General features: G+C 45.0%; 29 protein-coding genes and 1 tRNA gene. 10 read left to right on the top strand and 20 right to left on the bottom strand.

Features of this window, described 5'->3' with window-relative positions; genetic code table 11:
* Positions 1 to 74: 74 nt before the first annotated feature.
* The 13 genes from DYD54_RS01985 to DYD54_RS01925 all read right to left on the bottom strand — a co-directional run bounded on the left by DYD54_RS01985 (position 75) and on the right by DYD54_RS01925 (position 11,731).
* Positions 75 to 1,760, bottom strand: coding sequence for an ATP-binding protein (locus DYD54_RS01985; protein WP_063513548.1), 1,686 nt, complete (start codon positions 1,758 to 1,760; stop codon positions 75 to 77).
* 70 nt (positions 1,761 to 1,830) lie between these two features.
* Positions 1,831 to 2,559 (bottom strand): response regulator, encoded by a 729-nt coding sequence (locus tag DYD54_RS01980; protein WP_063513547.1) that lies wholly within the window; start codon positions 2,557 to 2,559, stop codon positions 1,831 to 1,833.
* A gap of 49 nt (positions 2,560 to 2,608) precedes the next feature.
* A complete protein-coding gene (locus DYD54_RS01975) occupies positions 2,609 to 3,025 on the bottom strand; it encodes a F0F1 ATP synthase subunit epsilon (protein ID WP_063513546.1) in 417 nt (138 codons plus the stop codon).
* A 112-nt stretch (positions 3,026 to 3,137) separates the two neighbouring features.
* The gene (atpD, locus tag DYD54_RS01970) at positions 3,138 to 4,562 is read right to left on the bottom strand and encodes a F0F1 ATP synthase subunit beta (RefSeq protein WP_063513545.1); all 1,425 of its coding nucleotides are present in this window, start codon (positions 4,560 to 4,562) and stop codon (positions 3,138 to 3,140) included.
* A 20-nt stretch (positions 4,563 to 4,582) separates the two neighbouring features.
* On the bottom strand, positions 4,583 to 4,975 hold the full coding sequence (locus DYD54_RS01965) for an SEN1984 family lipoprotein (protein ID WP_084260560.1): 393 nt from the start codon (positions 4,973 to 4,975) through the stop codon (positions 4,583 to 4,585).
* Positions 4,976 to 4,987: 12 nt separating this feature from the next.
* Positions 4,988 to 5,863 (bottom strand): F0F1 ATP synthase subunit gamma, encoded by an 876-nt coding sequence (gene atpG / locus DYD54_RS01960; protein WP_063513544.1) that lies wholly within the window; start codon positions 5,861 to 5,863, stop codon positions 4,988 to 4,990.
* 70 nt (positions 5,864 to 5,933) lie between these two features.
* Positions 5,934 to 7,478 (bottom strand): F0F1 ATP synthase subunit alpha, encoded by a 1,545-nt coding sequence (gene atpA / locus DYD54_RS01955; protein WP_036365850.1) that lies wholly within the window; start codon positions 7,476 to 7,478, stop codon positions 5,934 to 5,936.
* A 33-nt stretch (positions 7,479 to 7,511) separates the two neighbouring features.
* Positions 7,512 to 8,060, bottom strand: coding sequence for a F0F1 ATP synthase subunit delta (locus tag DYD54_RS01950; protein WP_046697816.1), 549 nt, complete (start codon positions 8,058 to 8,060; stop codon positions 7,512 to 7,514).
* Positions 8,061 to 8,072: 12 nt separating this feature from the next.
* Complete coding sequence (locus tag DYD54_RS01945; RefSeq protein WP_036365845.1) at positions 8,073 to 8,543, bottom strand: F0F1 ATP synthase subunit B; 471 nt, start codon at positions 8,541 to 8,543, stop codon at positions 8,073 to 8,075.
* A gap of 106 nt (positions 8,544 to 8,649) precedes the next feature.
* The gene (atpE, locus tag DYD54_RS01940; protein WP_036365843.1) at positions 8,650 to 8,895 is read right to left on the bottom strand and encodes a F0F1 ATP synthase subunit C; all 246 of its coding nucleotides are present in this window, start codon (positions 8,893 to 8,895) and stop codon (positions 8,650 to 8,652) included.
* Positions 8,896 to 8,946: 51 nt separating this feature from the next.
* Positions 8,947 to 9,840 carry a F0F1 ATP synthase subunit A gene (gene atpB, locus DYD54_RS01935; RefSeq protein WP_063513543.1) on the bottom strand — a complete coding sequence of 298 codons (894 nt, stop codon included), beginning with the start codon at positions 9,838 to 9,840 and terminating at the stop codon, positions 8,947 to 8,949.
* Between the two features lie 393 nt (positions 9,841 to 10,233).
* Entirely contained in the window at positions 10,234 to 10,629 is a 396-nt protein-coding gene (locus tag DYD54_RS01930) for an ATP synthase subunit I (RefSeq protein WP_063513542.1), read from the bottom strand.
* A gap of 232 nt (positions 10,630 to 10,861) precedes the next feature.
* Entirely contained in the window at positions 10,862 to 11,731 is an 870-nt protein-coding gene (locus DYD54_RS01925; protein ID WP_063513541.1) for a metal ABC transporter substrate-binding protein, read from the bottom strand.
* A 295-nt stretch (positions 11,732 to 12,026) separates the two neighbouring features.
* Here DYD54_RS01925 and DYD54_RS01920 point away from each other — a divergent pair, with 295 nt between their 5' ends.
* The 6 genes from DYD54_RS01920 to gluQRS all read left to right on the top strand — a co-directional run bounded on the left by DYD54_RS01920 (position 12,027) and on the right by gluQRS (position 16,540).
* On the top strand, positions 12,027 to 12,539 hold the full coding sequence (locus tag DYD54_RS01920) for a Fur family transcriptional regulator (RefSeq protein WP_063513540.1): 513 nt from the start codon (positions 12,027 to 12,029) through the stop codon (positions 12,537 to 12,539).
* Positions 12,523 to 13,260, top strand: coding sequence for a metal ABC transporter ATP-binding protein (locus DYD54_RS01915; protein ID WP_063513539.1), 738 nt, complete (start codon positions 12,523 to 12,525; stop codon positions 13,258 to 13,260). Before DYD54_RS01920 ends, DYD54_RS01915 begins: the two co-directional genes overlap by 17 nt.
* A gap of 6 nt (positions 13,261 to 13,266) precedes the next feature.
* The gene (locus tag DYD54_RS01910) at positions 13,267 to 14,070 is read left to right on the top strand and encodes a metal ABC transporter permease (RefSeq protein ID WP_063513538.1); all 804 of its coding nucleotides are present in this window, start codon (positions 13,267 to 13,269) and stop codon (positions 14,068 to 14,070) included.
* A 5-nt stretch (positions 14,071 to 14,075) separates the two neighbouring features.
* A complete protein-coding gene (locus DYD54_RS01905) occupies positions 14,076 to 14,873 on the top strand; it encodes a metallophosphoesterase (RefSeq protein ID WP_084260559.1) in 798 nt (265 codons plus the stop codon).
* A gap of 260 nt (positions 14,874 to 15,133) precedes the next feature.
* Entirely contained in the window at positions 15,134 to 15,547 is a 414-nt protein-coding gene (gene dksA / locus DYD54_RS01900) for an RNA polymerase-binding protein DksA (RefSeq protein ID WP_063513536.1), read from the top strand.
* A 3-nt stretch (positions 15,548 to 15,550) separates the two neighbouring features.
* A complete protein-coding gene (gene gluQRS / locus DYD54_RS01895; protein ID WP_063513535.1) occupies positions 15,551 to 16,540 on the top strand; it encodes a tRNA glutamyl-Q(34) synthetase GluQRS in 990 nt (329 codons plus the stop codon).
* A gap of 45 nt (positions 16,541 to 16,585) precedes the next feature.
* On the opposite strand, the gene DYD54_RS01890 is transcribed toward gluQRS, so the two are convergent.
* Positions 16,586 to 17,749, bottom strand: coding sequence for an FtsW/RodA/SpoVE family cell cycle protein (locus tag DYD54_RS01890; protein WP_063513534.1), 1,164 nt, complete (start codon positions 17,747 to 17,749; stop codon positions 16,586 to 16,588).
* 179 nt (positions 17,750 to 17,928) lie between these two features.
* Positions 17,929 to 19,329 (bottom strand): UDP-N-acetylmuramoyl-L-alanine--D-glutamate ligase, encoded by a 1,401-nt coding sequence (murD, locus tag DYD54_RS01885; RefSeq protein ID WP_063513533.1) that lies wholly within the window; start codon positions 19,327 to 19,329, stop codon positions 17,929 to 17,931.
* A 139-nt stretch (positions 19,330 to 19,468) separates the two neighbouring features.
* On the opposite strand from murD, the gene DYD54_RS01880 reads away from it, so the two are divergent.
* Positions 19,469 to 19,807: a P-II family nitrogen regulator gene (locus DYD54_RS01880; protein ID WP_036365812.1), complete on the top strand. Its 339-nt coding sequence runs from the start codon at positions 19,469 to 19,471 to the stop codon at positions 19,805 to 19,807.
* A gap of 47 nt (positions 19,808 to 19,854) precedes the next feature.
* Here DYD54_RS01880 and DYD54_RS01875 read toward each other — a convergent pair whose 3' ends face one another.
* The 3 genes from DYD54_RS01875 to DYD54_RS01865 form a co-directional block, all read right to left on the bottom strand.
* Positions 19,855 to 20,226 (bottom strand): DUF2147 domain-containing protein, encoded by a 372-nt coding sequence (locus DYD54_RS01875; RefSeq protein ID WP_063513532.1) that lies wholly within the window; start codon positions 20,224 to 20,226, stop codon positions 19,855 to 19,857.
* A 129-nt stretch (positions 20,227 to 20,355) separates the two neighbouring features.
* Complete coding sequence (locus DYD54_RS01870; protein ID WP_063513531.1) at positions 20,356 to 20,610, bottom strand: histidine phosphatase family protein; 255 nt, start codon at positions 20,608 to 20,610, stop codon at positions 20,356 to 20,358.
* A gap of 8 nt (positions 20,611 to 20,618) precedes the next feature.
* Entirely contained in the window at positions 20,619 to 21,554 is a 936-nt protein-coding gene (locus DYD54_RS01865) for a DNA/RNA non-specific endonuclease (RefSeq protein WP_063513530.1), read from the bottom strand.
* 132 nt (positions 21,555 to 21,686) lie between these two features.
* Here DYD54_RS01865 and mutY point away from each other — a divergent pair, with 132 nt between their 5' ends.
* Positions 21,687 to 22,832 carry an A/G-specific adenine glycosylase gene (gene mutY, locus DYD54_RS01860; RefSeq protein ID WP_063513529.1) on the top strand — a complete coding sequence of 382 codons (1,146 nt, stop codon included), beginning with the start codon at positions 21,687 to 21,689 and terminating at the stop codon, positions 22,830 to 22,832.
* Positions 22,833 to 22,903: 71 nt separating this feature from the next.
* On the opposite strand, the gene DYD54_RS01855 is transcribed toward mutY, so the two are convergent.
* Entirely contained in the window at positions 22,904 to 23,845 is a 942-nt protein-coding gene (locus tag DYD54_RS01855) for a polyprenyl synthetase family protein (protein ID WP_063513528.1), read from the bottom strand.
* Positions 23,846 to 24,025: 180 nt separating this feature from the next.
* On the opposite strand from DYD54_RS01855, the gene DYD54_RS01850 reads away from it, so the two are divergent.
* A tRNA-Phe gene (locus tag DYD54_RS01850) sits at positions 24,026 to 24,101 on the top strand.
* Between the two features lie 121 nt (positions 24,102 to 24,222).
* Here DYD54_RS01850 and DYD54_RS01845 read toward each other — a convergent pair.
* Positions 24,223 to 24,762: a porin family protein gene (locus DYD54_RS01845; RefSeq protein WP_063513527.1), complete on the bottom strand. Its 540-nt coding sequence runs from the start codon at positions 24,760 to 24,762 to the stop codon at positions 24,223 to 24,225.
* Positions 24,763 to 25,278: 516 nt separating this feature from the next.
* Between DYD54_RS01845 and DYD54_RS01840 the strand changes: the two genes are divergently transcribed.
* Positions 25,279 to 25,953, top strand: coding sequence for a phosphoglycolate phosphatase (locus tag DYD54_RS01840; RefSeq protein ID WP_063513526.1), 675 nt, complete (start codon positions 25,279 to 25,281; stop codon positions 25,951 to 25,953).
* The last annotated feature ends 5 nt before the right edge of the window (positions 25,954 to 25,958 follow it).

Genomic DNA, 25,958 nt, shown 5'->3' with positions numbered 1-25,958 from the left:
CAAAAATAACATAAAACCACCTAAAATCACTTAGGTGGTTTTATTATTACTAACTCAATCAAGTCATAAAAGACTTAATCACCAATCAGCACTTTATCGCTTTTGGCTTGGGTCAGTTCATCAGCAACGATATACACGCCCGTTTGCTTAGCTGGCCAATCCATGATAAATCTTGCGCCCTTTAGATCAAGGCTTTCATCAACTTTTAGATTGGCGTTGAACCAAAAGGCAATTCGTGAGACGATGGACAGCCCAAGACCGTAACCACCTGATGCGCGAGTACGACTGTCATCAAGACGCGCAAATGGCACAAAGACTTTTTCACGATCCTCTTCCTTGATACCCTGCCCATCATCTTCAACACTAACAAAGGCGCGCCCTTTCACAACACCTGTACTAATGATAATGCTACTCTCAGCATATCGCATGGCATTACCTGCCAAGTTCTGTACCACACGATGCAAATAACGCCTGTCTGCCATCGCCTGCGCCTTAGGCGAAGTGATATTCACCGCAACCTTAATGTCCTTACCAAGGGCATTCGTCTCACGCTCAACCTGCCTCACCAGATCACCCAAATCGACCAATTCCCACTCAAGCTTCGGCGAACCTTCTTCCAACTTAGCATAGGTCAAGATCTCATCAATCAACTCATTTAAAGACTCAATGTCTTCATCGATATATTGTTTTTGAAATTGTCTAGACTCATAGTCATCTTCGTCAGCCAGCATATCCACCGCAAAGCGAATACGCGCAACAGGCGTACGAAGCTCATGCGACACCGCACGCGTCAGCTCCCTTTGCGCCTCAATCAAACGCTTGATGTGCTGCGTCATGGCATTAAAAGTAGATGAAAGACGCGCAACATCATCATGCCCCACGACCTGCACACGAGTATTTAGATCACCTTGCATGACACGGTTTACACCCGCCTGTAGCAACTGCAATCTGCGCTCAAGCGGGAAAATCAAACCATAAACACCCAAACTAATGAGCAATAAACAAATCAAAACCACACTGGCAATCAGATTCAGCGGAAACCAATTAAAAAGATCAATAGGACCAATGACAATAACCAAAGTATCAACTTCTGATGCCACGACAAATGAGATCAATGAATTTTGAATACCATCGCCGTCTTTATAGAGAATGACTGGCTCATCACGACGAATGCGGGCAATCTGGCTAGAATCAAGACCCACCGAATCTATGGGTCTAATTTGAATAGGATAAGAAAATTTTTGGCTTAAAAACTGCAAGCGCCCTGTCTTAGCCTCAATAGTTGGATAATAAGACAAATCATCCAACAAGAAAATCGTCAATGCGCGCACCTGACGCTCACCAACTTGGGATAGCTTAACCGTTAATAGATTATCTTCGCCAGCAATTCGGTGATAAATGGTTGATTCTTTGGTGGCGGAGTCATAACGAACCACGGTTTTTTCTTCGTTGAGACGTCTGATTTCACGGCCTTTAAATTCAACCGTGTTCATTGGAACAACTGAGAAACTCTCACCAAACAATCGACTGGCATCTGACAGCCAATACTGACGACGACTTGGTTCTTGTTGATGCGCCACGCCTTGACTGATAAGATAGAAGGCGCCCGTAGAGGCTTTCTCGCGATAGGATTGGATACGCTCTTGGTTGATGGTATCTACAAGCAAATAGGCAAAAAAAGCCACTGCAAGGCACACCAATAAAAGCCCTGCATAAATGCGAAAAAAGATACTGCGTTCAGTTAAAGAAATTAGCGCCATAAAAATCAACAATCATCAAAAAAATAAAATAAAAGCCAGCATCAGCCAGCTTTTATTTTTGGATACATTATTAGTTGCCTTCTTTGACAAACAAATAACCCTTGCTACGAACGGTTTTGATGCGCTTAGGATTCTCTGGGTCATCGCCAATCTTTGGACGGATGCGCGAAATACGAACATCGATCGAACGGTCTTGGCCATCGTACTCAATACCACGCAGACGCTCAAAAATGTCTTCGCGGGATAAAATTCGACCTGAATTCGAAGCTAATAGCCACAGCAAATCATATTCCGCACTAGTAAAGTCAACCAATTCATCATTCAAAGTAACAGAACGACCACCATTATCAATCACCAGATCACCAAACTCTAAACGTTGTGGCGAATCTACAGAAGGTGCGGTCTCAGAACGGCGAAGCAATGCACGAATACGCGCTAGCAATACTCTTGGCTGAGCAGGCTTAGCGACATAGTCATCCGCACCCATCTCAAGGCCTAATACCTGATCCATGTCTTCGGTACGAGCCGTTAACATCAAAATTGGATTTTGGTAATTTGGTCGTACTTCACGGCAGACTGTCAACCCATCAGATCCAGGCAACATGACATCTAGCACCACCAAATCTGGCTGCTCGCTGACAATGCGACGAATCGCACACGTGCCATCAGTCTCAATGGCGACATCCAAGCCATTACGTCTTAGATAATCTTGGGTTAGCATTGCCAATCTTTCATCATCTTCAACGATCAAGATTCTAGGAATGTTTTCTTTTTCAGGTGTTGGTGTATTTGTTGTCATGGTTATCCTTAAGCTAAATCATACGATTGCTTTATAAAATACCAACCGATTAAGCGCGGTTTTTGTATTTTTGGATGGTTTGTAGCTGTGCTACGGACTCAGCCAGTGCAGCCAGTGCAGCATTCGTCTGAACGGTGTTGTTTTGATTTGCCAATAGTTGTTCAGCTGCGCGGCGTGCTTCAGCAATTTTTGCTTCATCTAGGTCTTGCGCACGTTCAGCAGAATCTGCCAAAACAGTTACGATGTTTGGTTGCACTTCTAGAACGCCACCAGATACATAGATGATCTCTTCTGCACCTTCAGCATTTTTTAAGCGCAAAGTGCCTGGTCTTAGCAGGGTAATCAAAGGGGTGTGACCCGCAAGAATACCAATCTCACCATCGTGACCAGCTGCCACTAGAACGCTGATGTCGCCAGCATACAACTCTTCTCGAGCACTTACCACTCGGCATTTAAAAGTTGCCATTATACTCTCCTAATGTTAAGTCTAATGATGGCAATTTCAAGATATATAAAAATTGCCACTAATTTAGCTCACCAAACCAAACCCTAAGGTCTGGTTTGGCTTATCATTAAACTTATGCTGCTTGTAGCTTCTCAGCTTTAGCAATCGCTTCATCAATGCCACCAACCATATAGAATGCTTGTTCTGGCAGATGATCGTACTCACCTTCGATGATCGACTTAAAGCCTGCGACGGTGTCACGTAACGCCACATATTTACCAGGCGCGCCTGTAAATACTTCTGCAACGTGGAAAGGTTGAGACAAGAAACGTTGGATTTTACGTGCACGGTAAACAACCATCTTATCTTCTTCAGACAATTCGTCCATACCCAAGATGGCGATGATGTCTTTTAGTTCTTTATAACGTTGTAGGACTTCTTGCACGCCACGGGCTACAGTGTAGTGCTCTTCGCCAATAACTTGTGGATCAAGCTGACGAGATGTTGAATCTAGTGGGTCAACAGCAGGATAAATACCTTGAGATGCGATGTCACGGCTAAGTACAACTGTTGCGTCCAAGTGAGCAAACGTCGTAGCTGGTGATGGGTCAGTCAAGTCATCCGCAGGTACGTATACAGCTTGTACAGAAGTGATCGAACCTGATTGAGTAGAGGTAATACGCTCTTGTAGGATACCCATCTCTTCTGCCAATGTAGGCTGATAACCTACCGCAGAAGGCATACGACCTAGTAGTGCCGAAACTTCAGTACCAGCAAGTGTATAACGATAGATGTTGTCAACGAACAATAGAACGTCACGACCTTTACCAGTAGCTTCGTCTTTTTCGTCACGGAAATATTCAGCCATGGTCAAACCAGTCAAGGCAACACGTAAACGGTTTCCTGGTGGCTCATTCATCTGACCGTATACCATCGCAACTTTAGACTTAGTGAAGTCGTCGGTATTTACAACGCCAGCTTCTTGCATCTCGTGATAGAAGTCGTTACCCTCACGAGTACGCTCACCAACACCAGCGAATACTGATAGACCTGAGTGCTTCAATGCGATGTTGTTAATAAGCTCCATCATGTTAACGGTCTTACCAACACCAGCACCACCGAACAGACCAACTTTACCACCTTTTGCGAATGGACATAGCAAGTCAATAACTTTAATACCAGTTTCTAGTAGTTCAGTTGAGTTAGATTGCTCATCATAGCTTGGTGCTTCACGGTGAATAGACCATTTTTCTACAGCGTTTACAGGACCAGCTTCATCGATTGGGCGACCCAATACGTCCATGATACGACCCAAAGTCGCTTGACCTACTGGCACAGAGATTGGTGCGCCAGTGTTTGATACGCTAAGACCGCGCTTCAAACCTTCAGTTGAACCCATGGCAATGGTACGTACCACGCCATCACCCAACTGCTGCTGTACTTCTAAAGTTGTTTCAGTGCCATCAACACTTAGCGCATCAAAAATTTGAGGCACTTGACCACGGCTAAACTCAACGTCAATTACCGCGCCAATAATCTGCACAATACGACCGCTCATTGCGTTCTCCTAAATATAAGTTATTCTGCAATACCCATTTTTGACTGGTTAGCAGTCTCTCTAAAGGTGTAATTAGAAACCACTCCACGACTATCAAACAGGATAACAAGCTCTTTAGTCTGAATGTTCTCACCTAACGAGAAAAAATTGTAAGGAATAAAATTTCTTGCCATTGGCTTTGATTTTGAATGACGATATGTCCAAATTTCATTACCGCTGTCGGTAAATGAAACATTATCAGCAGAACCAAAGGTACTGGTAACATCTTGTTTAGTAGTCTTGCCTTTAATAATCGCTTGCTCAATGCTCTGCTGGCTTTGCTCTTTCATTGCTACGTTACCCGTTGATACACAACCTGTTACCAAAGCTGCCGCAACCAATGATGCCAATACAACACGCATATAATTATTCATAAGAACTCCATATTAAGAGACAGCCGCCGCACCGCCAACGATTTCCGAAATCTCTCGGGTAATCGCCGCTTGACGCAGCTTGTTATAAACCAACTGTAAATCTTTAATTAAGTTGCCAGCGTTATCCGTCGCAGCTTTCATCGCCACCATACGCGCTGATTGCTCTGAGGCAATGTTTTCAAGCACGGCTTGATAAACGATAGACTCAATATAACGCACCATAAGGCTATCAATGAGGGTCTTAGTATCTGGTTCATAGATATAATCCCAGCTGTGCGACACACTCATTTCATCATCAGCAAATGTACCTTCTGGTAATGGCACAAGCTGTGTCACAGAAGGTTTTTGCGTCATGGCGTTGATAAATTTGTTATAAACTAAATAGATTCGATCCAAGCGACCTTCGCTATAATCATCTAGCATCACTTGTACCGGCGTGCTTAGCTGTTCATAGCTAGGGCTATCGCCGTAGCCTGTTAATACTGAGCTTACTTTGCCACCGAAATTCTTAAAGAAGCTTACGCCCTTAGAACCGATAACAGCAAATTCAATCTCAACAGATTGATCTTGGTATTGTTTGACCGACTTTAGTAGATTTTTAAACAAGTTAATGTTTAGACCACCCGCCAAGCCACGATCTGAAGTAACAACAATAAAGCCCACACGATTGACAGGACGGCTCACCATGTATGGGTGCTTATAATCCGATTGTGCTTGTACCAAATGCGTAATCACTCGGGACATACTTTCGGCATAAGGACGACCCATTTCCATGCGCTCTTGAGCTCGGCGCATTTTACTGGCAGCCACCATTTGCATTGCACGCGTAATCTTTTGAGTGCTTTTAATGCTGGTTACTTTTGCACGTATTTCTTTTAAGCTTGCCATAGTTGTTCCAATACTGGACTATCTTAAATAGGGTTTGGTGTGCCAATGATTGACACACCATTCATGTCGCTTAGTAGCTACTTGATGCTTTAAATGACTCAATAGCTGCTTTTAGACGACCTTCAATGTCATCATTATAGTTAGCAGTTTGGTCAATTTCAGTCATCAATGAAGCGTGATCTGCGCGTAGGTTGCGTAGAAGTGCTTCTTCAAATGCACCAATCTTCTCAACAGGTACATCAGCCAAGTAACCTTCGTTAGAAGCGTAGATAACAGCCGCTTGGTCAGCGATTGACATTGGGGCATATTGTTTTTGCTTCATTAGTTCGGTTACACGCTCACCGTGCTCAAGCTGTTGCTTGGTAGCATCATCAAGGTCAGATGCAAACTGAGCAAATGCTGCCAATTCACGATACTGTGCTAGTGCGGTACGGATACCACCTGATAGCTTCTTGATGATTTTGGTTTGCGCAGCACCACCAACACGCGATACTGAGATACCAGCGTTCACTGCAGGACGGATACCTGAGTTAAATAGGTTAGACTCAAGGAAAATCTGACCGTCAGTAATAGAAATTACGTTGGTAGGTACGAATGCTGATACGTCACCAGCTTGTGTTTCAATGATTGGTAGTGCAGTTAGTGAACCTGTCTTACCTTTCACTTCACCATTAGTGAACGCTTCTACATAGTCAGCGTTAACGCGCGATGCGCGCTCTAGAAGACGTGAATGTAGATAGAATACGTCACCTGGGTATGCTTCACGTCCTGGTGGACGACGTAGTAGTAGTGAGATTTGACGATAAGCAACTGCTTGCTTAGACAGATCATCATACACGATCAATGCATCTTCACCACGGTCACGGAAGTATTCACCCATGGTGCAGCCTGAGTAAGGCGCGATGTATTGTAGTGCTGCAGGCTCTGATGCTGAAGCAACAACAACAGTTGTGTATGCCAATGCACCAGTTTCTTCTAGCTTACGTACTACGTTAGCGATGGTCGAACGTTTTTGACCGATTGCTACGTACACACACTTAATGCCAGAGTCTTTTTGAGCGATGATGGCGTCGATTGCCAATGCAGTTTTACCTGTTTGTCGGTCACCGATGATAAGCTCACGCTGACCACGACCAATAGGAATCATCGTATCAACAGCTTTATAACCAGTCATAACTGGCTCATCTACTGATTGACGTGCGATAACACCAGGGGCAATTTTTTCGACTTTGTCAGTCAATTTGGCGTTGATAGGACCTTTACCGTCAATTGGATTGCCTAGCGCATCAACGACACGACCTAGTAGTTCAGGACCTACTGGAACTTCCAAAATACGACCTGTACAATAAGCTTTTTGACCTTCCTGTAGGCTTAGGTAGTCGCCTAGGACAACCGCGCCCACTGAGTCTTGCTCAAGGTTAAGTGCCATGCCATAAACATTGCCCTCAAACTCGATCATCTCACCATACATAGCCTCTTCTAGACCGTGAATCTGCACAATACCATCAGAAACACTGACGATAACGCCTTCAGTTTTTGCAGTTGCGCCTACGTCAAGGTCTTGAATACGCTGCTTAATCAGGTTGCTGATTTCGGCTGGATTCAATTGTTGCATTGCCTTGTTTCCTTTAAAATGCCAACTTCATGCTTACGCAGTCAGTTGAGTCTTTAATTGTTTTAACTTACCACGCACTGAGCCATCGGTAAACTTATCGCCCACTTTAATCGTTGCGCCACCCAAAAGCTCTGGATCTACTGCTTCATGCAGAATGACGATCGAACCTGTGGAGATTGCAAGACGCGCTTGCAATGTTTCACGCTGGGCTTCGGTTAATGGATAGGCTGAAGTAACGTAAGCGTCAACCTGTTTTAGCTCTTGTGATTTTAGTTTGCTGTAATGAGTATGAATCTCAGGCAATAAAGCCAGTCTGTCATGTTCTGATAGCTGCTTGGTAAAATTAACCAATGCGTCAGAAGGTTGATCTGCCGTTTGTGAGCCATAGATATCAATCAAGACGGCAGTCTTTTGCTCTGCAGAAATGGCTGGATTGCTTAGTAATGAAGAAAATGACTCATCACGCACAATACTGCTTGCAATCAATAGGAAATTTTCCCAGTTATTGATTACATTTTGCTCTTTAGCATAGTCAAATGCCGCTTTGGCATAGGGTCTTGCTAAGGTGGATAGTTCAGCCATGATTTCCTCTAATTACAGCTTAGCCGCCAACTGGTCTAGCATGTTAGCGTGTTCTTGTTCATTGACTTTGCTTTGCAAAATCTTTTCTGCGCCTAAAACTGCCAATTGAGCAACTTGAGAACGAAGTTGTTCACGAGTTTGAGCAGCTTCTTGCTCAACAGTTGCATGAGCTTGGGCAATGATACGCTCACCCTCTACACGAGCTTGAGCTTTAGCATCTTCAATCATTTGATTAGCGGTTTTATTCGCACGTTCAATGATAGAAGCGGCTTCAGTTTTTGCGGCGGCAAATTCTTGTTCTACCTGCTGTTCAGCAGAAGCCAAATCTTCTTTGGCTTTCTCGGCGGCGCTAAGGCCTTCCTCAATTTTGCGTTGACGCTCATTGATAGCGCCGATCAGTGGCGGCCATACGAATTTCATGCAAAACCACACGAAAATCGCAAAAGCAACTAACTGACCAAGTAATGTAGCATTAATGTTCATCCAATCACCTCGTTGTTAGTGAAAGTCAGGTGATAGCCAATTCTAGATCGCGTCATCGTAGAACAACTCCGCGACTAGAAATGGGCGTTAAACTGACGGTTTCAGCTTATGCGAATGGGTTTGCGAACAATAGTAGCATTGCGATACCAACACCAATCATTGGGATAGCATCCAGAAGACCTGCCACAATAAACATACGAGTTTGAAGTTGTGAGCCTAGTTCTGGTTGACGAGCTGTACTTTCTAGGAATTTACCACCTAGTAGAGCAAAACCGATACCGGTAGCTAGTGCGCCAAGACCGATTAGAATAGCCACTGCAATTAGAGTGTACTGTACGATAACTGGATCCATGATGTCTCCTTAATGACCTATATGAAGGGTTAAAGTTTAAAGGGTTTCAAATTAATGTTCTGCTGTTTGTGAGATGAGCGATAGATAAACAATTGTCAACATCATAAACACGAACGCCTGAAGAGTAATAACCAAAATATGGAAGATTGCCCACGCTAGGTGTAATGGTACAGCTAAGCCCTTGATAAAGAAGCTGTCTGCCATATACATAAGTGCAATCAGAATAAAGATGAGTTCACCGGCATACATGTTACCGAATAAACGCAGACCCAATGAAATCGGTTTTGCAAGCAAAGTTACGATTTCAAGTACCAAGTTAATTGGGATAAGGATCGCTTGTAAAATTGGATTTTTTGCGCTGAATGGATGTAGTGTAAATTCAGCGATAAACCCACCGATGCCTTTGTATTTTAGACCAAAACCAATGATTAGTAAGAACACACCTAATGCCATGCCAAGCGTAATGTTTGGATCGGTACTAGGTACAATCTTGAAGTAAACATGGTGTGGATCTAAGCCAAATACATTAGAACCAACAACTTGGGCGGCGTAAGGAATCCAGTCTACTGGAATCAAATCCATCAAGTTCATCAAGAAAATCCAGACGAAAATCGTCAAAGACAATGGCGCGATGAGCTTTGAAGGACCTTTATAAGATTCGCGAACGCTGTTATCAATGAAGTCAACAATCATCTCAACGAAGGCTTGTAGCTTGGTCGGTACACCAGAAGTTACTTTACGAGCTACTACCCAAAACAGCGCACAAAAAAAGATGCCCAATCCGATAGACCACAGCATTGAGTCCAAGTGAATGGCTTTAAAACCCATTTCTGCGGCTTCAGCGGCATCATGAGCCACTTTCCAACCATGCTCTGGATGATGTCCGAACGTCCAGTTGGTTAAGTGGTGAGCAATATAATCTGAAGATGTCTGTTCGGCTGCCATAATAAGCTTCTTATCTTAAGTCAAACAAAAGATTTGGTGATAAACACCTAATCAGAACTGAAAATCCATGATAAACATCAAAAGGCAACTAAAATTAGCTTACCTCACTTGTCTTATGAATTTATGACACCATTATAAAGCCAAGGTCTGATGGTCTTATCCCTGCTGCAATCAAACTTAGCAAAAATCAATCAAACCTATAAACGACTCTTAACAATCGCATCAAAAATTTACATTCATAGCTAACTGAGTATCTTACTTCAGTCGGGGCTATATGTAAAGGGAAAATATGACTTTTCTTACCGAAATTTTACACCCGAATGAATTTTTTCAAAAAAATACATATTTTGGTGTATATATCAATTTGGTAGAAATCGTCTTTTATTTTAATCGTTAGCGCAATCGCCACATGCTAATAATGTGATAAAGCTGCATGATAAAATAACCAATAATTACCAACGCCGCTGTTATTGGCTGCTGATAAATAAAAATCAATGCAAATCCCAATAAGCTGATGAGCCACTTAAGCATCTGACCCAAGTACATATTCAGCATGATTTGCTGTCTTGCTCTTGCACCCTCGGCACGATAAGCAACAAAAGTAAACACACTTTGAGCTAAAAAGTGTAATAATGCACCAAGACAAATGCTCTTCGTAGCAATGAAGCCTGCACCCTGAGTCATGTCATAAATCACGCCAAGCCCTGTCAAAAGGAGTACTGGCCATATTTGGCGAGCTTGCGCGGTGTAGATTTGTTTCTTTTGCGTGCGTGATGCTGGACGGCTCATGTCAATCAACTTTTTTGAGTTATTTTGGCATACCAATGCCCAATAAATAAAATAAACGCACACCAAATAAAATTAAAAATATTGTGTGCGTAAACGTCTGTATTATAAAAACTTTTTTGAATACTAACAAGGGGGTAAACGGCTAATTTTGCGAAAAATTATTATTATTTTTGATAAAAATACAAACGTAAAATCAACCGTTTAGCCATTTTCTGAAATTAAATCCAATTTTTTATTGTTTGGCATTGCTTGACGCACAGTCACGAATGGCCAGTGCCAACTCTTGCCACGCATCGATAAAATCCGTGCCATCGCTCATATCCTCTTGACGGACAACAGTTCCCACATTACCCAATTTATTGACAATGCCATCTGATACCCTGCCTTGCGAAGCGATGCACATGCCAGCCTGTGGGCGTGACTGGGAGAGCAGACGGATTTGGCTTGCCTTAGGTGATAAGTGATGATCAGGCGTCAGTGCACCAGCAAATTGAAGGTTGGCGCTACGCTCTAGATACTGAAAAGCGTCATGATATGCCCAATAAGGCAATGACTTGGCGCTTAGATTTACTTTGGCGACGGCATCGTCCATGCGTGCTTGGAAGTCCGCAGCATTCTGCGCATATTTTTCTTTATGCTCAGGATTGGCATGCGAATGCACCACGGCCAACGCACGCACGATGGCTTTGGCATTCTCGGGCTCCAGCCAGATATGCGCATCGAAACTGTCGGGTTGGATAGTACCATCAATATTGCGAAGCGGTAGACGCTCAAAAGCATTAAAATCAAACAGCGAAATTGCATTCGGCGCATCAGACAGCGTATTTACCAAATTCTGCTCAAGCGCCCCACCAAACCACACAACATAATCGCTATCCACAACCAGTTTTTTGGCGCTTGGGCTAAGCTCGCCATGATGTCCCACATCACCAGCATTAAGTAGAACCTTGGCAGGTGCAGCGTCTTTGGTGACTGCATTAGAAAGTAGTGCCAATGGGTAATTGCTCACACTGACCATACCTGCATGAGCAGTGCCTGCCGCCAATAAAGACACGGCAATGGTGGTTTTTGCAATATTCTTAATGATTGACTTAAATGACATGAAACACCCTTTTGTGATAACTTTAAATTCTTAAAAATAGGTCGTAGAAACTTAGCTTAGCGATGGCTGGCTTAGTTTAAAATTAGTTATAATATAACATTAATTGGTGATTTTGTCGCCAAATTATTGACAATTTTTCAACAGATTGAAAAACTTTGTCTATGGGCAGCAGTTACATTATAAGGTATAATAACCTTTAAAATAAATGCTTTATTGGTGATTTTCATTCAAAAACAGCGCCAATTTCCCTATAGCCATGATCATAACACGAACAATACAGCCAAAAGATCCCATTATGACTACTGCACACACCCATCACTACTCATGCGACCATCATCATAATGTCCATCATCACGATATCGAAGAATGCATCAAAGAAGCCAAGGCGCATTGCGAAGCACAAGGGGTTCGCTTTACACCACTGCGCGAAGAAGTCTATGCTCTTATTTTAGAATCGGATAAGCCGCTTGGCGCTTATGATCTGATCAGCGCATTACAGCTTAGCCGCCAAAATACCGACGCCGCCAGCAAGAACATCGCACCGCCGACGATTTATCGCTCTTTGGAATTTTTGTTGAACGAAGGGCTCATTCATCAGCTTAGCTCATTGAATGCTTATGTGCCCTGTTGTCATCCGCGCTCTAAGCATGCGGCGGCTTTTTTGATTTGTAAATCTTGTAACAGCGTTGAAGAGTGCAGTAACTTGTCAGTCGATAACATCATGGACTTTGCACAGAATGACGCCAGATTCAACGTCGAAAACACCGTCATCGAACTAAAAGGCATCTGCCGTGACTGCCAAGGCTGAACCTTTATTAAGCCTGACGGACATCGGTTATAAAGTTGGTGATGCCACCTTGTTACACGACATCTCTCTTGATTTGTATCCAGGCGAGATGGTCAGCCTCATCGGTCCAAATGGTGCGGGCAAATCAACGCTTGTCAAGCTGATATTGGGTCTGTTAAAGCCCACTTCTGGAAGTATAGACAGTCAAGCGCTTGCGCTGAGCTATGTACCTCAGCGCTTTAGCGTGCCTGAGATTCTACCGCTCCGCGTACAAGACCTGCTGTTTCAAGCCAATCCAAAGCGGCTTACCTGCGATCAAAAGACCTTCGTACTTGATAAGCTATCTATCAAGCCACTCATCCATAAACAAATGAGCCATCTGTCAGGCGGTGAGACTCAGCGCGTACTCATGGCGCGCGCACTACTGGATAAGCCTGACCTGCTCATCTTAGATGAGCCGATGCAAGGGCTTGATCCTGAGACAGAAAGCTGGCTTTATCACTTTATTGATGAACTGCCTGATTTTCTAGCTTGTACGATGCTGGTGGTGTCTCACGATCTGCACTGGGTCATGAAAGGCTCTCGGCGTGTCATCTGCCTAAATAAACACATCTGCTGTCAGGGTGAACCCAGTCAGATTGCCATCGCACCTGAATTCACCAGACTGTTTGGGCATTACCAACCCTACATTCACCATCATGATCACTGTCATCACAATGACAGCTGCGAGCATCACGGATAACCGAGCATGACCGACTGGCTTCCCATCATCGCACCTGCTTGGATTGCAGGCGCATTATTGGCTTTATTATCTGCACCGCTTGGCTGTTTAGTGCTGTGGCGACGGATGGCTTTTTTTGCCGATACACTGGCGCACGGGGCATTGCTTGGCGTGGCGATTGCTGCATGGCTTAGCTTACCTGCTGACATTGGTATCATCTTGGTGAGCATGCTTGTCGTGGCAGCGCTTGTCTTTATGAATGATAAACGCCTACCTAATGACGCCACGTTGTCCGTCATGGCGGCCATGCTGTTGTGCTTGGGATTATTAACCTTAACCCAACTGACACAGCAGCAGGCGAACGTCCTTGGGTTCTTATTCGGCAATCTGCTTGATGTGAACTGGGCAGACCTACCGCGCTTAGCTTTATTAGTAGCGATGGGCGGTGCATTTTTAATGTGGATCTGGGGCAAGCAGGTGAAGCTTGCCACGTCAGAACCTTTGGCACGCATCGCTGGCATCAGCCCAATACAGCAGCAGGTCTTCTTTATGGGGCTACTGGCAGGTTTTTGTGCTATTGCCTTGCAAGCGGTCGGCAGTCTGCTCATTAGCGGACTGCTGATTTTGCCCGCTCTGAGTGCACGCCTGCTGGCTGCCTCGCCACGCCAAATGGTCATCATCGCGCTTGTCCTAGCTCAGTTTGGGGTGACGGCAGGGATTTGGGGTAGTGTTTATCTTGATGTGCAGACCGGGCTTGCCATCGTGCTGACCTTGGCAGCGGTGTTTTTTGTCATTTATATCACTCATAAGCTCACCAAAGCTCAAGCCTAACCATCATGCACATTCGCCATCACTTAGATACTTTCACCATCGCTCAGATCAGCGATTTGCATTTATCTGCGCACAAACCTATTTACACCGATAAATTTTTGGCGGTACTCAAGCTTGCCTTAGAGCATAAGCCTGATTTATTACTCCTGACAGGCGACTTGGTGAATGATGGCGATACCCATCTTTACGATTGGTTATTTGATGAGCTGCAAAAGATTAACATTCCTTTTGTTTGCTTGGCAGGCAATCATGACATAACGCATGAGATTGGGCATGATTTGCCATTTCACGAACGCCAATTTCTACCCATACAGGCGGATGCTAGGCTAGTGGACACACACCGCCTTGTTATTGAACTGTCTGATGCCTGCTGGCAAATCCTATCGGTAAATTCTGCGGTTAATGGTCAAATTTACGGTCATCTAGATGATGACAAACTGCACTTTCTAAGATCACATCTGGCTAATGATTTGCCCACCATCATCGCCATGCATCATCATCCACTGCCTGTAGGCTCGGCTTGGATAGATGGTCACATCCTTCAGAACCATGATGATTTTTGGCAGGCTCTCACGCCTCACCCTAATACAAAAGCAATCTTATGCGGTCATGTACATCAAGCTCATGAGCTGCCCATACCGACACCATACCCTGCCACACTATACACCTGCCCTGCCACCAGTCGGCAGTTTTTACCGCATTATGGTGACTTTAAGCTAGATGACGTACCTGAGGGTTTGCGCCTGATACACATTTATAACAAAGAAAAACTAGCAACTTTAGTCAAAAGAGTGCAAAATTAGGCGCGAATTTTAAGGCGTAATTAATAAATAACGCACCAATCCCACAAGAAACACTTGTAATTCTTGCAATGTTTTGGCAAACTATGGGGTCTTATGGAATTGCAATAGCTTAAATTGGTCATTTTTTAGTTTTGCTTAGAGGATACTTTTTGGTTGGATGATTTCCAACGCTATGGCATTTTTTGTGGCGGTGTATTTGCGCTATTCACATCGCCATTCACCAAGTCGCTTAAGGCGCATTTTGAAGGATAAATCAGCGCATGAACAACAAAACTTTCGCCCCCTATGAGCCTGCCAAAGACGAAGAATACATGTCAGACAAGCAGCTTGAGCACTTTCGTTCGCTCTTGTTGGCATGGAAAGGCGAACTAATGTCTGAAGCTGAGCGCACCAAAGATTACATCAACGAAGAAACGAGCGCGATGGCAGACATCAACGACCGCGCCACTCAAGAAGAAGAGTTCGCGCTCGCCCTACGCACTCGAGACCGTGAGCGCAAGCTGACTCGCAAAATCGACAAATCCATCGCTGAGATCGACACGGGCGATTATGGTTACTGCAAGACCTGTGGCACCGAAATCGGACTAAAACGCCTAGAGGCAAGACCGACCGCCACGCAGTGCATCGACTGCAAAACCTTATCAGAAATGAAAGAAAAGCAAAACCTAGGATAAGGTGTGTCAGACTCCAAACGCCCCATCATCGGACGGTTCGCACCATCATCGACGGGACACTTACACTTAGGCTCGCTCACGACTGCTGTGGCGAGCTTTTGTCATATTAAGGCGTTGGGCGGGCAGTGGCTATTGCGCATCGAAGATGTTGATTTTGAACGCTGTAAACAAGCATACAGTCACTCAATACTGGACGATCTAACCCGACTGGGCTTGCATTGGGATGGCGAGATTATCTATCAGTCGCACAGACAGCCCATCTATGATGAGTTCATCAACGACCATCTATCAGCCATCAGCTATGCGTGCCAATGTTCAAGAAAGCAGCTTAGTGAATATTTTCGCACACATCCCAATAAGGCAACACCGCCCATTACCCTAAGCCACACCCTACAAAACCCAAACCAAACCCAAGATCTTAATGCTCCTCCCATCTATCCGCGCTTATGCCTGCATCAGTCGCATGACGGCCAGCATCCTGACAGTAAGATTCGCCTATGCCTGCCTGACGTGGCGACGGCTTTTTATGATGGTATCCAAGGGGTTATTTGGGATAATCCTGCCAAGAGTCTTGGCGATGTCGTTATCAAACGCCAAAATGGCATGATTAATTACATCCTTGCCTGCGCCATTGATGACGGGCTACAGAACATCAGCCACATCATGCGTGGGCTTGACATCATGCCGATGACAGCCGCACAGCTATTCATCAATAAAGCCTGCCAACTGCCGCATGCCGATTATTTTTATCATCTGCCACTACTACACAATAATGACGGTCAAAAGCTATCCAAGCAAAACCTTGCCAAGCCCATCAAAAATGAATACCCAAGCGAATTACTTATTCATGCGCTGCGTTTATTAAGACAACCCATCGCTGACGACATGCAGGACGGCACCGTCGACGACATCCTAACATTTGCCATCAAACACTGGAATAACGCACCACTCATGCACCAAAACAGCCTTGGTATCGCATCAGACAACCAATAAAAAAGCCAGCGCTTTGGCTGACTTTTTACTTTTAATCCACAAATCTTAGAAATTACGGCTTAACCCCATACGGTCGATGCCTTCGCTCTCTTTATCAACTTTAAGAATAAAGCCAATCATCATCATGTTCACAAGCAGTGCCGAACCACCAAAACTATAAAACGGTAGCGTCAAGCCCTTCGTTGGTAGAATGCCCATGTTCATGCCGGCATTAATAAAAATCTGACCAAAAATTACTGTAGCGAATCCAAACACCATATAGCTTAGACGCAACTGACGGCGCTTCAAGGTGACATAACTGATGTGCATGATTGCAGCGACCATGAGCGCTCCTAGCAACAGTACGAATGACACACCAATAAAGCCCAATTCCTCACCGGTAATCGCTAAGATAAAGTCCGTATGCGCCTCGGGTAGATGCGATAACTTCTGAACACTGTCGCCATAGCCCACACCGCTAAATTCACCTCGACCAAAGGCAATCAAACTTCTAGACAACTGATAATCAGTATCCTGAATGTCATCAAACGGATCCCAAAAAGACATCAATCGCTCACGTCGATAGTCTGCAAAAGCCATTCCAACAGCCATCGTTACACCAATAACTGTCGTGATAAACGCATAATCCCTTAATGGAGCACCACTAATAAAGGCAATTACCAATAATGTCGCCACAATCACCGCTGTCGAACCAAAGTCTGGCTGCAGAACCAATAAAGTCACAATGGGTAAATACCACAAAAGAAGTCGCCAGCCACCCCATAGGCTGCCTCGCATGTCCGCCGAACGCCGAACCACGTATTCAGCCGCCACCATGACCATCACCATCTTGGCAAGTTCTGCCGACTGCAGACTAAAGCCGGCAATGTTCAGCCAGCGCTTAGAGCCGTTGATCGGCACCGCAAATATTGCCGTCAATATCAGGAGCGCCACCACCCCAAGCCAAAGCGCCAAAACATTGCTAAACTTACAATAAATCCGCAAAGGCAGATTATACACCACATAAGCCGCCGCCACACCAAGACCGATATACAAAAGCTGCGACCAAAAGAATCGCATCGGATACAGATCTTTGGCAAGCGCAAAAGGAATGGAAGCTGAAGCAATCATCAACAAGGACAGCGTTAATAACAATCCTAGACTGACCAGTAGCGTCGTGCGCGCTGATGGTAGGTTGAGTGACAGTAGTTTTTGGACATATTGGGGCATGGCGGCTACTTTGTGATTTTAAATCTAAAAATTAAACGTATTATTATAAACCACTTTTTGATGAATCAAAGAAAATTTCATCAAATTTATGAATTGTTACAAAAGTTCTAAAATTACAAGCTGCAAGTCATGAAAAATAAAAAAGCCACCCCGAAGGATGGCTGTACCGACAATACTGGTTATGCCAAAGCCTTAACCATCGAGACGAACTTATCACCGCGATCGCCATAGCTTTTGAATTGGTCAAAACTTGCACAAGCTGGAGATAACAGCACTGCCTTGGCCGAGCTTTGGCTTGCTAGATCCACCGCTGCCTGCAATGTACCAAGTTGCTGAATGCGCTTAGATAAGCCTGACGTCGCTGACAGATCCTTTTCGATCACGCCTGCATCCGCGCCGATCAGATAGACCGAATGCGCGTATTTATCAATATCTGCGCCAAGCTCACTAAAGTCCTGACCCTTACCCAGACCACCCAAGATAATCGCTAATGAACGCTCGCCATAGACCGCACCCAAGCCATCAATGGCGGCCAGCGTTGAACCGATGTTAGTGCCTTTTGAATCATTAAAATAAGCTCGACCTGCCACCTCATCGACATACTCACAGCGATGAGGCAGTCCTTTGAATGCCTTCAATGCTGCGATCATGCTTGGCATATCAAGACCTACCGCTTGACCTAGTGCCAGTGCTGACAGCGCATTTAGCAGGTTATGCTTACCTTTGATGAATAGCTCATCAGCAGACAGCAAATGTTCGCCTCGGCAGCACAGATAAATCCGCCCCTCTGATTTCACCAAACAAAAATCAGCATGACAGTCACAATCGATAACGCCGCTCGTGGTAATCACAGCTGCCTCAGATACACCATGATCGCTCAATACTTGCTGGCAAGACGCCTGTAATTCTGTATCGTCTAGGCAGATGACCGCCGCACGAGCATCGTCAAAAATTCGCAATTTCTGAGCCAAATAACCCGTCATGTCGCCGTGACGATCTAAGTGATCTGGAGAGATGTTTAAGATGGTTGCCACAGATGCACCCAGATGGCTGACGTGCTCTAGCTGGAAACTAGACAGCTCAAGCACCACCAGATCCATGCCGTCAATGGCAAGCAAGTCAAGTGCCGGTGTGCCGATATTGCCGCCTACGCCAACGACTTTACCGACCTGTTTGGCCATCTCGCCGACTAGGGTGGTTACTGTTGATTTGGCGTTCGAGCCTGTGATGGCGACGATTGGCGTACGCTTGCCCGTACGTTCATCACGCGCATGTAATGCATCACAGAACAGTTGAATGTCGCTTAGCACAGGAATGTCTGCAGATTTTGCCGATTGGATGGCAGGATGGCGAGGATCGACCCCTGGGCTAATGATGATGCGATTTGCAGATAACAACAACGCCTCATCGATGCCACCGAATGCTGTCTGGACGTCTTCGGGCAACTTTGGAGCGAGGCTTGGGGCGGGCTGCTCATCCATCACCGCCACACGTCGCCCCTCGGCACACAAAAAATTCACCGCGGACAAACCCGAACCGCCAAGCCCGATAATCACATCTAAAGAATTCGCTTGTTGCATCACAACATCTCTATTTGATAGTCCAAATTATCCCTTATTGTAGCAGAAATTGGCGCGATGAACATTGGATTTTTATGAAATTTGGCGTTATAATTCACCCATCATTTACTAACACAGCATTGACCGCCAAGGATTTATCATGAAATTAATTTCGGCAATCATCAAGCCCTTTAAGTTAGACGACGTCCGCGAAACTCTCTCTGAGATTGGTGTTAATGGCATCACCATCACTGAAGTTAAAGGCTTTGGTCGCCAAAAAGGCCATACGGAAATGTATCGTGGTGCAGAATATGTGGTTGATTTTTTGCCAAAGATTAAAATTGAAATCGCCTGCACTAATGATATGGTCGATTCGATCATTGAAGCCATCATTAAGGCTGCCAATACCGGTAAAATTGGCGATGGCAAAATCTTCGTAACACCGCTTGAGAATGTCGTACGCATCCGCACCGGCGAACTTGACGAGAATGCACTATAAACAAAAAACGCACTTGAGTTAAGTGCGTTTTTTATGGGCGAAAGCTATTATTTGCGCGTTAGGACTTGAGAGCCTTTTAGTGTTTTTAGAGTTAGCTTGTTGCCATTTAGAGTGATGTCCGCGTTAACAGCAGGAATTATGCCCCAACGTGGGTCTTTGGCTTTGCCTTTGTATTTGCCACCGCCAAGGTTTTCGGCATTTAGGATGACAGTTTTGCCAACATATTGTTTGGCTTTTTCAGTTTGACCTGAGATGACCACGCCTGAGAACTTACCGCCCGATTCGGTGATTTTTACGACGGCTTTTGGCTGACCGTTCTCACTCATTTGCCAATTACCAACGATAGGATCAGCGGCAAAAGCCATGCTCGCTAGGGTCAGACCTGCGGTCGCTGCGATGAATTTAGTTATTAGTCTCATAAGAATTCTCCTTTAAAACACAGTAAAGTACAAGTGTAAATCCATTATAACCAAGCCAAAAATCAAAAGCAAACACTAAGTCTGTAGGCAATTGGCGTTTTTTGTTGGTTTTTTATAACTGTTATGCCATCAGCTCATGAAAGGATTATCGACTTTCTCGGTGGATTGAGCGGTCAGATTAGAATTTGAGCTGTCGTCACGATCAAAATCTTTGGTCGCCTGAGCAAGCTTACCAAAAAAATCCGCAAGCAACTTAGCCTGCTTGCGTCCTGTCTCATTGGGAGCGATGTTTAGATCGCCATAAATGGTGATTTGTCCAACGTGGTTCTCGATGGTCAGACCGCCCACGCTTAGCACCTCATGATCATTATTAAAAATATCCATCAATCCTCCTAAGCTTGGTTGATGCTACTAATAAAATATTTAAAAATCTCAAGCCCAAGCAACAGCCAGCCACTGCCAGTCGTCAGATCAATCTTATCCATATCAATGCCAGTTGGTGCGATCTCGCCTTTTTCGTTCGGGCGTGGCAGATCGTAAGCATAATCCTGCACAGGGACCGGCAAAGCAGGGAATACATTCATGCCAGTGCGCCGTGTCAGCTCACTTAGACTGATGACTTCATAGCTTGAGCTTTCGGCATTGGGAGAATAATACACCGCAGCCTGATTCAGACTTGGCAAATACACCGCCTTAAAAAAATGACTCGGCACCAGCACGCGTCCGCCGATACGCTCAACTTTATTGGTGGCAAAAACCACGCCCGTCACCACATACACGTCGCCATATTTGGTGGTTAGGTTGCGCGTGGTGGTCTCGATGTGCCGCCACACATTGCGGTTGTGCGTGCCATTTTGCGGCGCGATGTTAGCCAAGCTAAAACTCTCGTACTGTGTATTAGCATTTGCCATATCACCATTAGGTGACAGATGCCCGCGATCGAACCCAGAGCGATTATAATCAGAAAGTTCGGCACGTCTACCATGCGGCAAACGGCTCTCACTGCGAAAACTGTCCGTCCGCGCCAAGGTTCTGGCATTCTGAATACGCTCTCTAGTCAAGCGTTCTGCCGACCAAAGCGGCGTACGCGACACGCCAGAATGCAGCACCGCAAAACCTTCAAAGCACAGCGCATCCAACTCCCTATTCAAGTTCTGACCACGTGTGCCGGTCAGCATGGGTGCCTGACCATCATAAAAATGCCCACGACACTCGCCAAAAACATCATTAAAGCCCTGCACAAACCCACTCGCCTGCACACTTGCCACATTCGCCAGCGCATGACTTGACAACAACAAAAATACAATCACAAAAAATACATGTCTCATGCCTGATATTATACCAAAGTTCACACCTAAACATGGAACTTATCTGATTGAAATTTCAAAAATTTTTCATTTACCTGATGAAAATTGGCGCACCATCCCCATGAAGGTTTTTTTTGATAAAAAGATCATCTCATGAACCACACTACTTTTGCCCCACGCCTGCTTACTTGGTTTGCCACGCACGGTCGCCATGACTTGCCTTGGCAATATCATCATGCCGACACGTCTGACATTTATGCCGTTTGGCTGTCTGAAATCATGCTTCAACAAACCCAAGTCGCCACTGTTTTGGGTTATTTTGGGCGGTTTATGGATACATTCCCCACTGTACAAGATTTGGCAGCTGCCGACTGGGACGATGTGGCAAACCTATGGGCAGGGCTTGGCTACTATGCTCGGGCAAGAAATCTACATCAAGGGGCAAAGCAAGTGGCGGATTATATCGCCACGCATGGGCATTTTCCAAAGACGGTGGACGAATGGCAAAACGTGCGTGGCGTGGGACGCTCCACCGCAGGGGCGATTGTGGCGATGGGCGTGCGTGGGCGTGGCGTGATATGTGATGGCAACGTCAAACGGGTGCTGACACGCTGGGCAGGCATAGATGGCGACATCACCAAATCCGCCACCGACAAGGCACTGTGGGAGCTTGCCGACACGCTCACGCCCACCCACGATAGCGGTAAGTTTGCCCAAGCGATGATGGATTTGGGGGCGACTGTCTGTACTCGCACTCGCCCTGCTTGCATCTCTTGCCCACTATCGGACGACTGCACCGCCCATAAGGATGGCAATCCCACCGCCTATCCTGTCAAAACCAAAAAGGCGGACAAACCCCACCGCCATTCGCTCGTGTTTGCTCTGATATATGATGATAAACTGTTATGGATAAAACGCCAAAGCGACACAGGGACAGGCATTTGGGACGGACTGTATGCCTTGCCCATGCTGATGATAAATGACAAACAAGGCAATGTACTCCATGATTTACATCACGCCAAAACCATGCACGATAAATACACCCACGCCCAACGCCCAAGCCTTGCCGAGCGTCAAATTTTGGATAATCTGCCAAACATCCCTATCAATAACGCCAAAACCATCAAACACACGCTCACGCATTTTCATTGGCATTTGTCATTGGTTGATATAAATATTGATAAAACGCTTTATGATAAAATCAACCACGCCCTAACCGCCGTGCATGCCGATTTTGTTTGGCAAAAAGGGTGTGATGGGCTGGGCGTGCCAAAGGCGATGGGGAAATTGGTGGGGTAGGCCTGAAAAAGTTATTAATTTAAATCGCAAAACTAAAAATTTGACATTTTCCAAACATCAAAATCCTGTTTTTAATAATCTCTTTTTTGTAGCCAATCCACCATTTGCAAAAGTAGATTGCCATCGCCCAAATCTGCCACTTGCTCTCTTGCCTTATCAAAGAGCTCATCAGCATAGGCACGAGCATTGTCCACGCCAAGCAGTTTGACGTAGGTGGATTTGTCCAGTTTTTCATCACTGCCTGCCATTTTGCCCAGCGTTTGGGTGTCCGCCACGACATCAAGCACATCGTCCTGCACTTGATAGGCAAGCCCGATAAGCCGTGCATACTCGCCAAGACTTGCCATGCGTTCATCAGACGCACCGCCACACACCGCCCCCATTAGGACGCTTGCCACGATTAACGCCCCTGTTTTGTCCTTATGGATGGCTTTTAGCTCGTTTTGGCTTAGCTGTTTTTGTTCACCATTCAAATCCGCCTGCTGCCCTGCCACCATTCGTCTGGCATTGGCTGCTAGAATTTTGGTGAGTTTGGCGAATTTGACATCATCCGTATCACCCCAATAATCGCCGCCCAGCACATCAAAGGCAAGCGACTGTAGCACATCCCCTACCAGCATCGCGGTAGCCTCACCATAGACCACATGGCAGGTTGGTTTGCCACGGCGTAGGTCATCATCATCCATGCACGGCAGGTCATCATGAACCAGAGAATAGCTGTGAATCATCTCAATGGCAAGCATGGCACGGCGCACCATATTAAAATCCGCTCCACCTGCCAAATCCAACCCTTCGTCGCATACTGTCAAAAAAGTCGCCAATACAAGCAGCGGACGCACTCGCTTGCCACCGTTTGATAAGGCATAAACAGACGCCCCTCCCAACGGATTTGGCAGTCGTACCTGTTCAAAGACCAGCTCAAAATCTGCCGCTAAGCAATCCGAAACAAAATCACGCGCACTCGCCAAACTATTTGCATCTAATTTATTAAAATTCACGCTCAACTGATTCATCTTATGTCTCATGCCATTCAAAACACTCTATCATACCCAAAAAAAATCGTAAAATCAGTACTTTTGCCCCAAAATAGAAAAATTTTTAAAATTTTGGAAATTTGTGCAAAAAGTGCTTGCAAAGTTTTTAAAATCATATATAATACGCACCACTTAGCCAATAAAGCTAATCAAAACTTTGGCGCGGTAGCTCAGTCGGTAGAGCAACGGATTGAAAATCCGTGTGTCGGCAGTTCGATCCTGCCCCACGCCACCATATTTAAGAACACTCAACTTCGGTTGGGTGTTTTTTATTTGCTGAGATGTATTTTAAACAAAAAAACAACCGCCCAAATGGACGGTTGTTCTATGTGTTGTTCTACCAACTTTAAGCTAGATTAGAATTTTAGGTGTGCACCCACGCCCCACATGGTAGCGTCGCTGTTTAGGTAGTTATAACCAGCTTCAAAACCTACGTTTGGTGTTGCATTGAAGCCAACAGCTGCACCGGCCGCTAGACTGGTTTTGTCTGATTTGATGATAGAGTTACCGTTAACGCGGCGATCTTCTACTTTAGTTTTTGCAATACCTAGTTTACCTTTTACATAAACTGGGGTGTTGTTGAAGTTATAACGATAAGTACCGTATGCGCCATAAGTCTTGGCATCAAACTCACGGTTTACGCCGTTAGTTGTGTAGCTCTTATCTTTAGAACCCACGTACTCTACTTCAGCACCGAAGTTTTGGTCAAAGTTATAACCCGCGTACACGCCATAGGCAGTTGCATTTTTTGCTTTGTCGGCGTCGATTTGACCAACTTTAACACCTACGTATGGCTGACCAGCTGCTGCTGAACCATAAGTGATGGCAGCGTTTGCGCTCATTGCTAGTACTGATGATGCGCCTAGAGCTAGGATTGCTTTGTTTAGAGTTTTCATATACTTCTCCTAAAATGCGGTTAAGCACCGCTTGCTTTGTTGTTTGTTTAATGACCCAAAGAGTTTTTGTTTGCTTTGCTCTTTACGTTGAAGTTATAGTAACAAAATATTTCTTAATGACTGTACGTGTTTGTAGAGTGAAATGTAAAGTTTTGCAAAAATCTGTCCGCCTCTAGAAACATTCGTCTCATTTTTGCAATTTTTTGTTGGTATTTTCAAAAACTGCGCTATTTTTTATCTAAAAAGTCAAATCTGGCAAAATTTTGCACCATCAAATCAGAGAGATCTTTTAAAGATTCTTTGAAAATCTTAAAAAGTGCTGATTTTTTCGATAATTTTTTAAATTAGCAATAAAAACAGCCAAAAATATTTTATCCTAACAGCGATTTAAGGCAATATTTTGGCATAAATTCATAATTTGTTACAGTTTCTAGAAATTATCCTAAAATCTTGGGGCTGTGTTACAATCTTTTTTAGAAAATTTTTGCTCAATTTAAATGAAAATAAGGAAAATTCATGCAAAATTCAGACGCATTGGCCAAATCACTGATTATTTTTGATTTAGACGGTACACTCATCGATAGCGTGCCAGACTTGGCAGCCGCGATTGATAAGACTTTGGCGCACTTTAGCAAGCCGCCTGCAGGAGTTGATCATGTACGTACTTGGATTGGCAATGGCTCTTTGAAGCTCGTGGCGCGTGCGATCGAGTGGGCGGGACTAGATAATGATAAGTTAAATGAAACGCATGAAGTATTTTTAAGAGAGTATGCCGATTGTCACGATGGTACGGTCGCCTATAATGGCGTGAGTGAAGGACTGGAGCGATTAATTAGCCGCGGGTTTGAGATTGCCATCTGTACGAATAAGCCAAGTCAATTCCTACCTGAGATACTACAAAAGATGGGGTGGGCAGATAAATTCATCTGCGTCATTGGTGGCGACAGCCTACCTGTCAAAAAACCAGACCCTGCGCCACTACTGCACATCTGCGAGAAATTAGGCGTTCATCCATCACAGGCAATCATGGTTGGCGACTCAAAGAACGACATCCTAGCAGGCAAGAATGCAGGCATGACCACCCTTGCCCTAAGCTATGGTTATAATTATGGCGAACCGATCACCAATCACAATCCTGATGCGGTGTTTGATGAGTTTAGAGATTTGGTCGCGTTTATTATCAAAGATTGAGCTCT

Origin of the sequence: Moraxella ovis, from assembly GCF_900453105.1 — a bacterium.
GTDB classification, from domain to species: domain Bacteria; phylum Pseudomonadota; class Gammaproteobacteria; order Pseudomonadales; family Moraxellaceae; genus Moraxella; species Moraxella ovis.
This window is presented reverse-complemented; position numbering and strand designations above follow the sequence as displayed.

What these genes read in the sequence shown, in the direction of transcription:
- DYD54_RS01985 (WP_063513548.1), bottom strand. Translation starts at nt 1,760, where the DNA reads ATGGCGCTAATTTCTTTAACTGAACGCAGTATCTTTTTTCGCATTTAT.
- DYD54_RS01980 (WP_063513547.1), bottom strand. Translation starts at nt 2,559, where the DNA reads ATGACAACAAATACACCAACACCTGAAAAAGAAAACATTCCTAGAATC.
- DYD54_RS01975 (WP_063513546.1), bottom strand. Translation starts at nt 3,025, where the DNA reads ATGGCAACTTTTAAATGCCGAGTGGTAAGTGCTCGAGAAGAGTTGTAT.
- atpD (WP_063513545.1), bottom strand. Translation starts at nt 4,562, where the DNA reads ATGAGCGGTCGTATTGTGCAGATTATTGGCGCGGTAATTGACGTTGAG.
- DYD54_RS01965 (WP_084260560.1), bottom strand. Translation starts at nt 4,975, where the DNA reads ATGAATAATTATATGCGTGTTGTATTGGCATCATTGGTTGCGGCAGCT.
- atpG (WP_063513544.1), bottom strand. Translation starts at nt 5,863, where the DNA reads ATGGCAAGCTTAAAAGAAATACGTGCAAAAGTAACCAGCATTAAAAGC.
- atpA (WP_036365850.1), bottom strand. Translation starts at nt 7,478, where the DNA reads ATGCAACAATTGAATCCAGCCGAAATCAGCAACCTGATTAAGCAGCGT.
- DYD54_RS01950 (WP_046697816.1), bottom strand. Translation starts at nt 8,060, where the DNA reads ATGGCTGAACTATCCACCTTAGCAAGACCCTATGCCAAAGCGGCATTT.
- DYD54_RS01945 (WP_036365845.1), bottom strand. Translation starts at nt 8,543, where the DNA reads ATGAACATTAATGCTACATTACTTGGTCAGTTAGTTGCTTTTGCGATT.
- atpE (WP_036365843.1), bottom strand. Translation starts at nt 8,895, where the DNA reads ATGGATCCAGTTATCGTACAGTACACTCTAATTGCAGTGGCTATTCTA.
- atpB (WP_063513543.1), bottom strand. Translation starts at nt 9,840, where the DNA reads ATGGCAGCCGAACAGACATCTTCAGATTATATTGCTCACCACTTAACC.
- DYD54_RS01930 (WP_063513542.1), bottom strand. Translation starts at nt 10,629, where the DNA reads ATGAGCCGTCCAGCATCACGCACGCAAAAGAAACAAATCTACACCGCG.
- DYD54_RS01925 (WP_063513541.1), bottom strand. Translation starts at nt 11,731, where the DNA reads ATGTCATTTAAGTCAATCATTAAGAATATTGCAAAAACCACCATTGCC.
- DYD54_RS01920 (WP_063513540.1), top strand. Translation starts at nt 12,027, where the DNA reads ATGACTACTGCACACACCCATCACTACTCATGCGACCATCATCATAAT.
- DYD54_RS01910 (WP_063513538.1), top strand. Translation starts at nt 13,267, where the DNA reads ATGACCGACTGGCTTCCCATCATCGCACCTGCTTGGATTGCAGGCGCA.
- DYD54_RS01905 (WP_084260559.1), top strand. Translation starts at nt 14,076, where the DNA reads ATGCACATTCGCCATCACTTAGATACTTTCACCATCGCTCAGATCAGC.
- dksA (WP_063513536.1), top strand. Translation starts at nt 15,134, where the DNA reads ATGAACAACAAAACTTTCGCCCCCTATGAGCCTGCCAAAGACGAAGAA.
- DYD54_RS01890 (WP_063513534.1), bottom strand. Translation starts at nt 17,749, where the DNA reads ATGCCCCAATATGTCCAAAAACTACTGTCACTCAACCTACCATCAGCG.
- murD (WP_063513533.1), bottom strand. Translation starts at nt 19,329, where the DNA reads ATGCAACAAGCGAATTCTTTAGATGTGATTATCGGGCTTGGCGGTTCG.
- DYD54_RS01880 (WP_036365812.1), top strand. Translation starts at nt 19,469, where the DNA reads ATGAAATTAATTTCGGCAATCATCAAGCCCTTTAAGTTAGACGACGTC.
- DYD54_RS01875 (WP_063513532.1), bottom strand. Translation starts at nt 20,226, where the DNA reads ATGAGACTAATAACTAAATTCATCGCAGCGACCGCAGGTCTGACCCTA.
- DYD54_RS01870 (WP_063513531.1), bottom strand. Translation starts at nt 20,610, where the DNA reads ATGGATATTTTTAATAATGATCATGAGGTGCTAAGCGTGGGCGGTCTG.
- DYD54_RS01865 (WP_063513530.1), bottom strand. Translation starts at nt 21,554, where the DNA reads ATGAGACATGTATTTTTTGTGATTGTATTTTTGTTGTTGTCAAGTCAT.
- mutY (WP_063513529.1), top strand. Translation starts at nt 21,687, where the DNA reads ATGAACCACACTACTTTTGCCCCACGCCTGCTTACTTGGTTTGCCACG.
- DYD54_RS01855 (WP_063513528.1), bottom strand. Translation starts at nt 23,845, where the DNA reads ATGAATCAGTTGAGCGTGAATTTTAATAAATTAGATGCAAATAGTTTG.
- DYD54_RS01845 (WP_063513527.1), bottom strand. Translation starts at nt 24,762, where the DNA reads ATGAAAACTCTAAACAAAGCAATCCTAGCTCTAGGCGCATCATCAGTA.
- DYD54_RS01840 (WP_063513526.1), top strand. Translation starts at nt 25,279, where the DNA reads ATGCAAAATTCAGACGCATTGGCCAAATCACTGATTATTTTTGATTTA.